This window comes from Moorella thermoacetica (assembly GCF_001267405.1).
Lineage (GTDB): Bacteria > Bacillota > DSM-521 > Neomoorellales > Neomoorellaceae > Neomoorella > Neomoorella thermoacetica.
Genome location: NZ_CP012369.1, coordinates 2346337 through 2359691, shown reverse-complemented (window position 1 = coordinate 2359691; position 13355 = coordinate 2346337). Strand labels below are relative to the sequence as shown.

Genomic DNA, 13355 nt, shown 5'->3' with positions numbered 1-13355 from the left:
TTTAGAATAGTAAATGGGGAACCCGGATCATTTGGTCCGGGTTCCAAATTTAGGAGTGAATGTACCGTGCAGTTGCGAAAACTAAATTTGTTGCTTTTGGCGCTTTTCCTGAGCTATAGCATGATTTTCCCTGCTGCCGCAACGGCTGCAGATGGAAAGGTTCAAAAGATAACACTTCAGGAAGCAGTCGAAATGGCGCTGCAACACGACCAAGGCGTTAAAAAGGCTGAAGTGGAAGTACGCAGTACAGAGGCCCTTCGCGATAATGTAGCCGATAATGTAAAAAGCATCCCGCCGCAGGGATGGGCAGCTCCTGACCCAGTTACAGCAACGAAAGTGCAGGCTACCTGGGTAAATCTTTTATCTTCAGATTTAGCTTGGCGCATGAGTAAAAAAAATCTGGAAGCAACCCGGGACACATTGGTTCTAAAAGTCTGCAAGAGCTACTGGGATGTTCAGGTAGCGCAGGAAAAGCTATCCCTTCAAGAAAAGTTAATGCAGCAGGCCATAAAAAAATTGCAGGAGGCCCGTGCAGGGCAGAGAGCTGGTACTTTGTCCCCTGCAGAGATAGTTATGGCTGAGGCGCAGTGGGAACAAGCAAAAAAGAACTACGAAGCTGCACGACAGAACTTAAATGACGCTTACAATACTTTTAACAACTTGGTTGGTCTCCTCCCAGAAGAGAGACCGTTGTTAGTTGACACTCCAGATTATCAGCCGCTGAACATTAATAGCCTGGACGCAGAAGTTGATAGGGTTCTCACTGAATCACCTGCCGTATGGGCGGCGAAGCAGCAAATCGATATCAAAAAGTGGGCATCTGACATCATTTATGATAGCCAAGGTAATGTGATACCTTACAAATCGCGGCAAGCTGAAGTAGAAGCAGCCGAATATGATTATGCCAGTGCTAAAACGGCGATGGAGAAAGCGACACGCGCTCTGTATTACCAAACGAAAAGTTTGGAGGAAAGCTATGGTACGGCCTTAGAGGCATTGCGTATGGCCGAAGAAGCGCTGCGCGTTGAAAAAGCGAAATATGCTGCCGGCATGAGCATTCAAACTAAAGTTTTTGAAGCAGAAGTTAACGTCGCCCAGGCTCAGGAAGCTGTTGACGAGTTAATTCGTAACCATGCTTATTTAAAGCTAGCATTCGAAAAACCCTGGGCTATGCAGACGGCTAGCGGCAATTAATAGATATCAATAGAGGTTATAAGCTAGTACGGCTTACCTGCCTGCTAGTTTTTATTTTCAGCTCCTCTTTACCCCCTTATGATAAAAATGTAGGTTTAAAATAGTAATGGGGGAAGCCTATCTGGTTCTATGTGGAATAATCGATAAAAAATGTAGCTGGTTACCGGCTACTTGGGGAGGGTGTGGATTGGAAAGAAGGTTAATTAGACGCGGACCTCTAAGCAAGAGATTACTAATGCTCCTCATCTTGACTATACTTGCCGGCAGCTTTGCCTTTTCAGGAAATGCCTTAGCTAACGACAATGAAGAAAATGAACCTGAGAAAATTAATAATGAGGTAGCGGCGGAGGTCAGGAATATCAGTTATCAACTTGATAAAGGTGCGATGGATCCGGGTACGGCAATCAGCCTTTTAATTAGCGAGATAGATGCACTTGAGGAAATTGACAAAGTCGATATTGAAAGTGCCACCCTGGACGAGGTAAAAAAAGCGGTGTCACTAATCGTTCAAGAAATGCCTTTACTTCCGAATTCTCTTCTAAAGGTTTGGTTTACAGGCAGCAAGGCTGTGGTAGATATAGCTGAAAACGCTATTCCCTACCACCTAGGAAGAGTGATGGATGACGCTAAAAAGCTGGAAGAACATCTAGATAAGCTCGGGTTAACGGAACAGGCGCAAGACCTAGAAAACGCCAGGCCCTATAACAATTTACTCTTAAAAATACCTGAAGTGGTCGCTAAAAAGGAAATCCAAGTAAATGTGCCTGTAAGTGTTGCCAAAGACCTTATTGCCAGGAACTTGAATTTAAAAATTCAAGGTGATGGTATTTCTTTTTTAATGCCTGCAAAAGATTTTGATTTTAGTGACGGAACTGCTAGAGTAGCTATTATCTACAAAGAAATGGAGAGCAAGGACCTCCCTAACCTTGACGCGAACTTGACTCTCCATTTTGCCAGCAGAATATATGCTGTCAAGGCTTATCGGCTGGCAGTTAACGGGGCTTCGTCATCGGCAGATTTTAGCCAGCGCGTTCGGATGGCCCTGTCATTTGATCTCGGTAAAGACAGCGATCCTGCGCGCTTAGGTGCTTTCCGATATGACGAAACGAAAAAAAGATGGATATATATAAAGGGTGTTAATGCTACTGCTGGCATTATTGAATTACATCTTGAAAATGAAGGTATATATGCCGTCATCGATTATCAAAAGACCTTTGAAGACATTCAAAAACACTGGGCTAAAGCGGATATTGAAGCCATGGCCGCCAGGCAGATAGCAATAGGGGTTACTACCAGTCTATTTATGCCTGATGAACCCCTTAGCAGGGCCCAATTTACCGCTTTATTATTAAGATCTCTTAACAAAAAAGAAATAACTCCGACTACGCCTACCTTTAAAGACGTGAACTCAGGCGACTGGTTTTATGGTGCCGTTGAAGCCGCTTACCGGGCGGGACTGGTTTCGGGTAAGGAAAAAGATATCTTTGCTCCGCGAGATAATATCACCAGGGAGGAAATGGTCGTTATGCTGGCCCGGGCTCTAAAGGCTGCGGGCTACCATGGTACGGGTAATGTGGGCAGCCTTGAGTGCTTCAGAGACTATGCAGTTATTTCCGATTGGGCCAAGGGTGCCTTTGCTTCCTGCCAGGACGCAGGGATCAATTTGACTCTACCAGATGGCAACTTGCACCCCCATGACGATGCTACCCGGGCCCAGGCCATGGTAATGTTAAAGGGATTTTCTGATGCGATCCAAACTCTGGACAGATAGGAAAAAAATAAAGGAAAAGGATGTTGGCGCTGGAAACACTGCCAACACCTTTTTTGTTTAATCGATCTTTATCTGGTCTCCGGGCTCGTTATTTTTATTTCCAACCACTAGCTTTGCATAAAGAAAATATCAACCTGTCAAGAGACGGCCTTACCAAAATGAAACATCCCCTGCGGCTGATAACAATTAAAGACACCCGGGGTTAACCGGTAAAGATTATCACCAATGATTTTAAACTAACGGCGGAAGAATTAAGCGAGATTTACCGTAACCGCTGGCAGTAGAACACTTCTTTAAGTGTAAGCGTCAAACACGACCCACCTGGAACCGAAGCAAGATTTGTAGGATAATCTCCCTCAAGAATACCAAGGAGGGAGATTATTTATATGACCAAAGCCGAGCTGCAGGAACTGTGGGCAAGCCGGATAGCCGAATATAAGATGAGCGGGCAGAGCGTTAAAGAATGGTGCGCCACTCATGAAGGCGTTAGCCCCCGGCAGTTATGGTACTGGCTGCGGAAATATAAAAACCAGAATGGCGTTCTTTCCGCCCAATCAACCCGGTGGCTGCCGGTTGAAATAAGCGAGCAGACATCTAATGTTAGCAACTCCTTGCTGGTCAGGATAGGCCCTGCCATTATCGAGGTCAGCCCCAGTTTTGACCCGGTCTTGCTTTCTCAGGTGGTTAAGGTGCTGGTAGCTTTATGCTAAACGAAGCTGGCATCGACCGGGTTTATCTCGCCTGCGGCGCAACGGATCTGCGCAAGTCCATTGACGGCCTGGCGGTGCTGGTCAAGGAAGGGTTCGAACTGGACCCCTTCTCTTCTTGCCTTTTCGTTTTCTGTAACCGAAATAGGGACAAACTAAAGATCCTCCACTGGGAGCACAATGGGTTCTGGCTTTATTACCGCCGGCTGGAGAAGGGCAAATTCGTATGGCCTCAAGATACCACATCTTCAACCATCACCATCACCCGCCGGGAGCTGCGCTGGCTGCTTGACGGCCTCCCCTTAAAACAGCCCCAAGCCCATCCCGAGGTAAAAGCGCGTACCATCTTGTAATAGAAATCGCCAGAAAGAAATATTTTCTGTTTGTGGTTGATTCTAGAGGAATTCGACGCGATTCGTCGAATCATTAAAGCATGAACACTTCGCAATCTATCACCGCCATGACCATAGAAGAGCTGCGAGAACGTTGTATCCAGCTGGAACGAGAACGCCGAACTGACCGCCAAGCTAAACTGGTTTATGGAGCAGCTCCGTTTAAGCAAGAAGCGGCAATTCGGTGTTTCCAGCGAACGGACTGAAGCTTTACCAGAGCAACTGAGGCTTTTTAATGAGGCGGAAGTAGCAGCCCGGCCGGAGGCGCCTGAACCGGATTTAGAGACCATTACCTACCAGCGCCATAAAACGCGCACCCGCCGGGAGATGAACCTGGAAGATCTGCCGGTAGAAGTAGTAGAGCACCGCCTGCCGGAAGAAGAGCGGATTTGCCAAAGCTCACGGCGGTCCTTTACACGAAATGAGCACTGAGGTGCGGCAGGAGCTAAAAATAATCCCGGCCCAGGTAAAGGTAGTTAAACATATACGCTACGTCTATGCCTGCCGCCATTGCGAGCGGGAGGAGCTAACCACTCCCGTTGTCACGGCGCCGATGCCGGCCCCCGTACTGCCGGGAAGCCCGGTATCCCCTTCCCTCCTGGCCTACGTCATGCATCAGAAATACGGGGAGGGCTTACCTCTCTACCGCCAGGAGCAGCAGTTTAAAAGCCTGGGACTTGAACTCTCCCGTCAGACCCTGGCCAACTGGGTGCTCCACGGGGCGAACACCTGGTTAACGCATATTTACGACCGTCTTCATGAATACCTGCTTAAAAGAGATATCCTCCATGCCGACGAGACGACCTTACAGGTCCTGAGAGAACCGGGAAGGGAAGCTGCCACCAAGTCATTCCTCTGGCTTTACCGTACCGGGCGGGATGGACCGTCAATCGTCCTTTACGACTACCAGACCACCCGGGCCAGCAAACACCCCTGCCGCTTCCTGGCGGGTTTTAAAGGCTACTTGCACGTCGACGGCTACGCCGGCTACAACGAACTGCCGGATGTCACCCTGGTCGGCTGCTGGGCCCATGCCCGGCGCAAGTTCGACGAAGCCTTAAAAGCCCTGCCGGAAGATAAACGTAATGCAGCGGTAGCCGCCCGGGAGGGACTGGAGTTCTGTAACCGGCTCTTTACCATTGAACGCGACTTGAAAGATAAAACACCAGAGGAACGCTATCAACTCCGCCAGGTGCGCAGCAAACCCGTGCTGGACGCCTTTTTGGCGTGGCTAAAAACCCAGAAATCCCGGGTGCTGCCCAAAAGCTCCTTTGGGCAGGCGATTAACTACTGCCTGGGCCAGTGGGATAAACTCACCGCCTTTTTACAGGATGGGCGTCTGGAACTCGATAATAACCGCAGCGAGCGCTCCATCAAGCCTTTCGTCATCGGCCGCAAGAACTGGTTATTTGCCAACACCCCGCGGGGTGCCAAAGCCAGCGCCATTACCTACAGCATCATAGAAACAGCTAAGGATAACGGGTTAAATCCCTTCCAATACCTCATTTACCTCTTTGAAAGACTTCCCAACCTGGACCTCAAGGATAAAGATGCCCTGGATCAACTCCTGCCGTGGTCTGCTTCTTTGCCTCCTCTTTGCCGGATGAATAATTAAGCTTGTTTTAGCCCCCACCTCAGATACAAGGCGGGGGTTATTTTACGCTTACGTCTATTTCGGCAACTGGGTGGGATTTCCTGCCGCCGGCGGGCCGGGACAATAGCTACGGCAACAAAATTTGTTGCCACGTGGGGCAAAAGGGGAAAATTTCTGGTATAATGGCCTTGGCACAGAACGATTTGTGTGGATGGAGGACGTTATGTTGACCAAACGCCTGGTACTGGTCATTTTATTTGCTGCCTGGGGGTTACTGGGCTTCGGCGGGTTAGCCCGGGCCGAGGACAGGGTCCTGTACATACCCCTGGATGAGCGGCCGGTGAACCTGGATTATGTTGTCGCCACAACGGCTGACACCCTTTATGTGGTAACGCCCCCTGATTTTTTATTGCCGGACCACAAAACCCCGGCCCAGGTGGATCGCCTCTGGGATTGGGCCTTTAAAAACGCCAGGAGCACAACAGGCATGGTTCTGGCTACCGACACCTTGATCTACGGCGGCCTGATCCCCTCCCGGAACCACGAGCTTTCCCGGGAAGAGCTCCTGGCCCGGGTGGAAAATTTCAAAAGGCTGAAAGCCCTCAATCCGCGGCTGAAGATCCTGGCCTTTACCACTCTCATGCGCACCCCGGCCACAAATACGGCGGTTGAGGAACCGGCCTACTACGGCACCTACGGCGCGGCCATCTACAGATTGACCGCCCTGGAGGATAAAAAAGAAACACAGGGGTTGGATGCCCGCGAAACCATGGAGCTTGCCGGTTTAAAGGCCTCCATACCCCCGGAGTACCTGCAGGACTGGCTGGACCGGCGGGCGAAAAATTTGGAGGTAACCTCCCGCCTGCTGGAGTTGACGCGGGAGGGGGTAATCGACTACCTGGTCCTGGGCCGGGATGATGCGACCGCCCCCAGCCAGTCCCGCCGGGAGTACCGCTACCTGCTGCAGCAGGCAGAGGACCTGACGGCGGACAAATTTATTTCTTTTCCCGGCGTTGATGAAGGGGGCCTCGTCCTGCTAACGCGCCTGGCCAACCTGCTGGCGGGGGAAAAGCCCGGGGTTTACCTGGATTACGCCCCGGGGCCGGGGCCGGCCATCGTACCGGCCTATGAAGACACCACCGTCGGCGTGGCCGCCCACATCGCCGCTGCCGGCGGCCGGATTGTAACCGATCCCCGGGCGGCCGACCTGGTGCTAATGGTCAACACGCCGCCGGACGGCGTCACCAGGGAAGCGACTTCGCCGGCTAACAGCGCCGCCTTGAAGCCTGAAACGGCAACTTATGCGAAAAAAATAGCAACGTACATCGCCGGGGGACGGCCGGTGGCCCTGGCCGATATTGCCTTTGCTAACGGTGCCGACAATTCCCTGCTGGCGGCCCTGGAGCAGGCCGGCTTGCTGTCGCGGCTCCAGGCTTATGCAGGCCTGAACACGGCCGGCAATGCCATCGGTTACGCCCTTTGCCAGGGGCTCCTGGCCCGCCGGATGCAGCCGGAGGATCGGCAGGCCATCCTGGCCGTGCGCCTCCTCGATGACTGGGGCTACCAGGCCAATGTGCGCGGTCAGGTCGACCGGGAGATTATCCGGCCCTACGGGGTGGATAAAAACAACCTGGGAGCCTATGCGGATCGTATTTTTACGGCCATCAGGGAGGGTATGGCCCGTTTTGCCCGGGCCCATTTAGGCGATTTTAAAATTGACTCACTGGATATCTCTTTCCCCTGGAATCGAGCCTTTAATATCGGCGTGAAGATCCGCTGAGGGTTTGGCGGCCAGGCTTTTCGCGGTGTTCAGTTTTGTATCCATGGTCAAAGGGAAACTAGACGTCCATGCCGCTACGCGGCACCAGCAGAAGGATGAAAATGGCAGAGAACATTATTTTCAGGATAGAAGTTATTCTTTACGTCTATTTGTCTGCCGGGCGCGATTTCCTCCTGCCGGAGTCCAAAACCTTCTTGACAATTATATATTTTAATCTTAAGATTAAGCTAGAGGTGAACCTTATGGAAGAGATCCTTGGCGTTGAAGAAGCAAGGCGAAAATTAGGTAGGTTGGTTACTCAGGTCGCGCAAAAAAGGGAACCGATAATCATAATCCACAAGGCAAAGGAAAAAGCTGTTTTATTGAGCTACGAAGAATATAAACAACTACAAAAGCTATCGGCTTCCAATGCCGCGCAAACAGTAAGTAAGGCGTTGAAAAATATCCAGGAAGCGGTAAAAAAAGCAAACTTGGAACAGGATGTCATCGAGAGCGCCATCCTTGAGGTGCGTACCACTTGAAAAAGATCGTTTTTGATACGAATGTTTTGGTATCAGCCATCGGATGGGAGGGTCCTCCCCATAGACTTTTAGAAGCCTGCCTGCACGGCAGGTTAAAGCTATATACCAGCACTGCTTTGCTGGAAGAATTGAGCAAAGTGTTAGCCCGGCCAAAACTTAAGGTTATTGCCGGGCATCCCGATTTGCCAGTCATTCTTACATGGTTGGCTTCACCAGAGCAAATAGTCATCCCCGAATTTGAGCCGAACGTAATAACCAGAGATCTTGCTGATAATAAAGTACTGGCCTGTGCCCTGGCGGCTAAAGCCGATGCCATTATTTCAGGAGATGAGCATTTAATAGATCTCCGAGTCTATAATGAGATAAAAATTTTAAGGGCTTCAGAGGCATGTAAAATGTGGAATATTTAAACCCAAAGAAAATTACCGGAGAACACTCAGCCTACCCCTTCATATTACGATGCTGCGTAAAATGAGATCTATAATATGTTTTAACCTTTTTTCCCTATTGTCGGGGCTTAAGGGGTCCTCTTCCCAGAGGATGGCCAGGATGTCCTTATTGGTGAAATAGCCGGAGCAGAGGGTGGTGATGCTGGCCAGCACTTGTTTGAGGTCCAGGTCGGGACGAAATACGCCCCGGGCTACGCCTTCTTCGAGGATGGCCTTGAGGCTGGGCAGCCCTTCTTCCCAGATCTCCGGCAGCACCTTGCGGGCGTAGTTGCCCCCCTGGAGGGCTTCCCAGGCCATTAGCCGGGGGTAGTTGGGGTTGGCTGCCAGGAAATAAAAGTAATTGCGGATGGCCTCCGCGACCTGCTGCTTCAGATCGCCCTTCTCGCTGAAGGCCTTTTTCCCGGCGGCAAGGCTTTTTTCGAAATTCACCTTGAGGACGTAAGTATATAGGTCTTCCTTGCTGTTAAAGTAGTGATAGAGCATACGTTTATTTACCTGCGCCAGGTGGGCGATTTCATCTACCCGTGCCCCGTCGATGCCTTTGGCGGCGAAGACCTCTTCGGCGGCAGCCAGGATGCGCTCCCGGCTGCCTTTCGCGCTCCTTTCCATCCCTTGCTCACGCCTTATCTGTCAGGTTTACAAAATAAATTTTACCCCATTTTACCCGGCTTAGCCAGGGTGCGGGGTGTTATTTCCAGCGGGCCGGATACGAGGGCCCGTTGTTTATCACCGGGCCGCCTTGCGGGCGCGGCCTGAGCCGCTTGGCAAAGGTTACGGCCGGCAATAGCGCCAGGACGGCCATCAGGCCCAGGGCCCGGATGTAGGGCAGCATATAGCTCATATCAAGCTCCTTTAGCGCGACCTGCCGGAAGCCCAGAACCATCCAGGTGGAGGGCAGCAACCGCGCCAGGTAATTGATAAAAACCGGTATATGGGTTCCGGGCCAGGTATAACCGGAAATCATAAAGAAGGGTACGGACAAAAGCATCACGTACCTGGTAACCTGCAGGGAGTTGGATGCGTGGAGGGAAATTAAGAAACCGGCACCGGTGATGACTAGATCGTAGAGAAGGCCGAGCACAAGGATTAGACCCAGGGAGCCGCCGATCTTCACGTGGACGAAGCGGGAGGCGAACCAGAGCAAGAGGGCGTAATTAAAGAAGTTGGCGGTGAAATACGGGATAGCCTTACCGGTAAAGATTTTCCATGCCGGTACGGGCGCGCTCAAAAACTGCAGCCAGGTTTTGCGCTCTTTCTCCCGGGTTACGGTCAGGCTGACGCTGAGGAGGCCGATCTGGTGCAAGATCATCATGATCAGTCCCAGGAAGAGAAAATTGGTGTAGCTGAAAGTGGGGTTGTACCAGACCTCGGTGTTCAGGGAAACCGTGTCCATAATGGAACGGATCTCGTTTTTAGTATAGCCCATACCTGCCAGGTAGGAGGCCGTGCTGCTGGCGCTGAACTCGTTAAATACCTCGCGGATGTATTTGCGGGTATTGTAACCCCAGATCAAATTGGACCCGTCGTAAACGGTCAGTACCCGGGTCAATTCGTGCCGGGCCAACTTCTGCTCAAAGTGTTCCGGGATGACCACGCCGGCCCGCACCCTGCCGTTTTTCATCCCCTCCTGAAGTTCAGGATAGGTCTTTATGTCGTCCACCACCTTGAAGTGGGGGCTGTTGGCAAAGGCGGATGCGATTTCCCGGCTGAGTTTTGAGTCATCCAGGTCGACGATGGCTATAGGCACGTTGTTAAGGACGGCGGTGACATAGGCGGCGCCGAAAAGGGCGGCGTAGCCGAGGGGGACCAGGAAAACCATTAAAAAAAGGATTTTCTCTTTAAAAATATGGAGCATTTCGTAGTGGGCGATGTTGAGGAGCTGCCTCATGAGACTCTTCCCCCTAACTCCGCGCGATAAAGATAGCCGCTGCTCCATAGCATACGGCGGCTACGGCCAGCATGGCTAGTATATAATGGGACATCAAATTCCAACCGGCGTTTTTGAAGGCGAAGTAGTTTAACCCCTGGAAGAACCACGTCTGGGGCAGTATCCTGGCGATCCGCTGAAGGTAATAGGGCATGGCCTCCAGGGGCCAGGTGTAGCCTGACAGTACAAAGGAGGGCAGGGCGATAATCATGCCGAACCTGGCGGCGTCCACGGCGTTGCGGGCGAAACTGGACGCCAGGGTGCCGATGCTGTGAATGGCTATGGCGAAAGCCAGGGTGAAGAGGAGAAAGGACGGCCAGCTACAGTTAAGGGGCAGCTTAAAGACGCCGAAGGCCAGGATATACAAGGGCAAAACGATGGCCATGAAGATAAAAACCTGGGCTATCGATTTGCTGGCAAAAAATCGAAATTTGGAAATGCCGCTGGCCTTGATTTGCAACCAGCTCTTCATACCCCGTTCGCCGATGACGTTCAGGCACGCTGCCAGGGTGCAGCACTGCTGCCAGATGTTTAAAGCCAGGGCCAGGACGAGGAAGTAGGCGTAGTTGAGGGCCGGGTTGAACCACGGTTCCTCGCTGAAATCGATGGCCTGATAGGCTTCTTTAGCTTGTTGCAATTGAACTCCCCGGGCCACCAGGGCGCTGACGCCGGCCTGGGCGCTGATGGTGCGGGTGACGGTAAGCAAGGCGGCGGAGGCGTTGGTGGCATAGATCATGTTGCTGCCGTCAATAACCGCCAATACTCGTGTCTGCCGGCCGAGGGCCACGTCCCTGGCGAAGTTCTCGGGGATGACGACGCCCACGACGGCTTTTCCCTGCTTGATTAACTCCTGCAGGTCGTCGTAACTCGCGACCGAGGCGACCAGCTTTAAATACTCCGCCTTGCCTATCTTGTCCACCAGTTCGCGGCTGGCGCCGGAGTTGTCCAGGTCGACGACTGCAGTAGGGATATCCTTTAATACCTGGGCGCTGTAGATGGCGTAAAACAGCAGCAGCCCCAATATAGAGCCGAAAAGTAAGATATGGCGCAAACCCTTATCGCGCCAGAGGTAAAACACTTCGCGCCGCATAATTGCCAGGCATTGTTTAAGCATCGCCGTCACCGCCCTGCCCGGCCAGGGACTGGAGGCGATCGTTCCATTGCGCCAGGGCTTCTTCGGGCTGGTAAAAGGCTATTTTGCCCTTTTCCAGCCACCCTACCCGCCCGGTATGGGGCAGAAACTCGGCGTTGCTGAAAGCCCAGATACAGGTCCCGCCTCCGGCGAGAAAAGTTTCTAACTCCCGCAAGATGATGCGGCGCGAATCCAGGTCGATGGCGCCGATGAGTTCGTCGGCGATGAGCAGCCGGGGGTTGTTGAGGAGGGCGCAGGCCAGGGCCAGCCGCTGGTACAGGCCCGCCTCCAGGCTGCCCGCAGGTTGATTTAACACCTCGCCCAGTTCCAGCCGTTCGATTAGCCGGTCGATATTCTCCCGGCCGGCGTTTTTCAGCGTGGCGATAAAGTCTAGATTCTCAGCGGCGCTCAAATCATGGAAGAGACTACGTTCCTGGGTGACCAGTCCCAGGTATTTTTTAAATCCCTCGTTCTTCCGGACATCCACCCCGGCAACCTCGACCTTCTCGGAGGTGAACCTGTCGATGCCGGCGAGGATATGGAGGAGGGTCGTCTTGCCGCTCCCTTTCATTCCAAAAATACCCAGGCACTCGCCGGTGCTTACTTCCAGGGACAGGCCGTCCAGGACGGTTTTTTTGCCGATTTTCTGCGTCAGGTCTTTAACGGCAACGATTGTCTCCATTATTGCTGCTTCCCTTCCAGGATTTTTACCCTGGCCGTCATACCGGTTTTTAAGACCAGGTCCGGGTTGGGGACATCGATTTTAACCTCGAAGCTGCGGATGTCATGCTCGTACTGATCGTTAATCGCCTTTTTGACGGCAAACTCGCCGGCGTCGTTGATCCACACGACCTTGCCTTTAAAGACTTTGCCCGGTAAAGCATCTACCGTTATCTCCGCCTCCTGGCCGAGGTGGACGCGGGCGATCTTCTTTTCGCTTATGTAAACCTTGACGTAGGTATGGAGGAGGTCGGTTATTTCAAAGACCGGCGTTCCAGCGTTGACCATTTCGCCCTGCTCGAGGAGTTTCTGGGTGATGAAGCCGGCTATGGGGGCCTTTAAAATGGCGTCAGCCAGGTAGGTTTTTGCTTCCTCTACCGCCCCGCCGGCTTGCTTGACCTGGCCGGCGGCGGCTTCTTGCTGGGCCTGGGCTACCGCCACCCCGGTGCGGGCTGATATTGCCTGGTCGAGGAGAGCCTGGGCTTCCTGGAGTTTCTTTTGGGCGGCGTTGTAGGCGTTCTGGGCCCGCTCGTAGCTGATCTGGGCGGCGTTGTAGGCGTTTTGGGCCCGCTCGTAGCCGTTTTTGGCTTCTTCTAGTTTGCGGTCATCTATGGCGCCCTGGTCGTGCAGGAGGCGGAGGCGGTCGTAGAGGTCTTTGGCGTTGTTTAGCTGATCTTTGGCATCTTTAACGCCCACCTCGGCTGCGTTCACCTGATCTTGGGCGTCCTTAACGCCCACCTGGGCCTCGGCTACTCCTGCTTCGGCCTGTTTGATTTTGGCTTCGATTTGCTGGCTCTGGTAGGTGACGTTGTTACTGGCCTGGCTCTCCTGCCCCTGGGCTGCGGCATAAGCCCCTTCGGCCTGGGTCAGCTTGGCATTTAGCTCGCTGCTGTCCAGGCGGGCCAGTTCCTGACCCTGCTCTACCCTGGCGCCCTCATCGACAAGCAGGGTTTCGATTTTGCCGGGGACTTTAAAAGCGGCCATGGCGGTCCTGGCTTCGATTGTCCCGGTGGCTGTGAGGCTGTCGCGCTCTTCGGCGATTGCTGCTTGCTGTTTGTAAAAGTAATTATGAAAGATAAAGACGGTTGCGGCGATAATGCCTGCCAGCAAGACGGTTACCGCCGTTTTTTTGAATTTGATTTGGTTTAAAGCGTTCATACCGGCACCC

At 52.6% G+C, this 13355-nt stretch carries 12 protein-coding genes and 2 pseudogenes; 9 read left to right on the top strand and 5 right to left on the bottom strand.

All coding sequences use genetic code 11. The features are described from left to right. Positions 1-66 precede the first annotated feature (66 nt). The 9 genes and pseudogenes from MOTHE_RS11655 (at position 67) to MOTHE_RS11620 (ending at position 8369) form a co-directional block, all read left to right on the top strand. Positions 67-1194 (top strand): TolC family protein, encoded by a 1128-nt coding sequence (locus MOTHE_RS11655; RefSeq protein ID WP_235551380.1) that lies wholly within the window; start codon positions 67-69, stop codon positions 1192-1194. A 247-nt stretch (positions 1195-1441) separates the two neighbouring features. Next, positions 1442-2965, top strand: a complete 1524-nt coding sequence (locus MOTHE_RS11650) for an S-layer homology domain-containing protein (protein ID WP_162490099.1) — start codon at positions 1442-1444, stop codon at positions 2963-2965. 134 nt (positions 2966-3099) lie between these two features. Next, positions 3100-3246: pseudogene (locus tag MOTHE_RS14320) on the top strand (IS4 family transposase); the annotation flags it as partial. Between the two features lie 105 nt (positions 3247-3351). After that, positions 3352-3675 carry an IS66 family insertion sequence element accessory protein TnpA gene (gene tnpA, locus MOTHE_RS11645; protein WP_011393821.1) on the top strand — a complete coding sequence of 108 codons (324 nt, stop codon included), beginning with the start codon at positions 3352-3354 and terminating at the stop codon, positions 3673-3675. After that, entirely contained in the window at positions 3669-4025 is a 357-nt protein-coding gene (tnpB, locus tag MOTHE_RS11640) for an IS66 family insertion sequence element accessory protein TnpB (protein WP_011393820.1), read from the top strand. Before tnpA ends, tnpB begins: the two co-directional genes overlap by 7 nt. Positions 4026-4105: 80 nt before the next feature. Further along, positions 4106-5679, top strand: a pseudogene (gene tnpC, locus MOTHE_RS11635) (IS66 family transposase). Positions 5680-5881: 202 nt separating this feature from the next. Then, positions 5882-7438, top strand: coding sequence for a DUF4127 family protein (locus MOTHE_RS11630; RefSeq protein ID WP_080997206.1), 1557 nt, complete (start codon positions 5882-5884; stop codon positions 7436-7438). Between the two features lie 101 nt (positions 7439-7539). After that, on the top strand, positions 7540-7959 hold the full coding sequence (locus MOTHE_RS11625) for a type II toxin-antitoxin system Phd/YefM family antitoxin (protein WP_025773505.1): 420 nt from the start codon (positions 7540-7542) through the stop codon (positions 7957-7959). Beyond that, positions 7956-8369: a putative toxin-antitoxin system toxin component, PIN family gene (locus tag MOTHE_RS11620; protein WP_053095146.1), complete on the top strand. Its 414-nt coding sequence runs from the start codon at positions 7956-7958 to the stop codon at positions 8367-8369. The genes MOTHE_RS11625 and MOTHE_RS11620 overlap by 4 nt, the downstream gene beginning before the upstream one ends. Before the next feature lie 39 nt (positions 8370-8408). On the opposite strand, the gene MOTHE_RS11615 is transcribed toward MOTHE_RS11620, so the two are convergent. From MOTHE_RS11615 to MOTHE_RS11595, 5 genes are all read right to left on the bottom strand, one after another. Further along, positions 8409-9017: a TetR/AcrR family transcriptional regulator gene (locus MOTHE_RS11615; protein ID WP_011393814.1), complete on the bottom strand. Its 609-nt coding sequence runs from the start codon at positions 9015-9017 to the stop codon at positions 8409-8411. Positions 9018-9096: 79 nt separating this feature from the next. Further along, a complete protein-coding gene (locus MOTHE_RS11610) occupies positions 9097-10296 on the bottom strand; it encodes an ABC transporter permease (RefSeq protein WP_011393813.1) in 1200 nt (399 codons plus the stop codon). A 13-nt stretch (positions 10297-10309) separates the two neighbouring features. Beyond that, a complete protein-coding gene (locus tag MOTHE_RS11605) occupies positions 10310-11449 on the bottom strand; it encodes an ABC transporter permease (RefSeq protein WP_011393812.1) in 1140 nt (379 codons plus the stop codon). Further along, positions 11442-12149 (bottom strand): ATP-binding cassette domain-containing protein, encoded by a 708-nt coding sequence (locus MOTHE_RS11600; RefSeq protein ID WP_080997205.1) that lies wholly within the window; start codon positions 12147-12149, stop codon positions 11442-11444. The genes MOTHE_RS11605 and MOTHE_RS11600 overlap by 8 nt, the downstream gene beginning before the upstream one ends. Beyond that, the gene (locus MOTHE_RS11595; protein ID WP_011393810.1) at positions 12149-13345 is read right to left on the bottom strand and encodes an HlyD family secretion protein; all 1197 of its coding nucleotides are present in this window, start codon (positions 13343-13345) and stop codon (positions 12149-12151) included. The genes MOTHE_RS11600 and MOTHE_RS11595 overlap by 1 nt, the downstream gene beginning before the upstream one ends. Positions 13346-13355 lie beyond the last annotated feature (10 nt).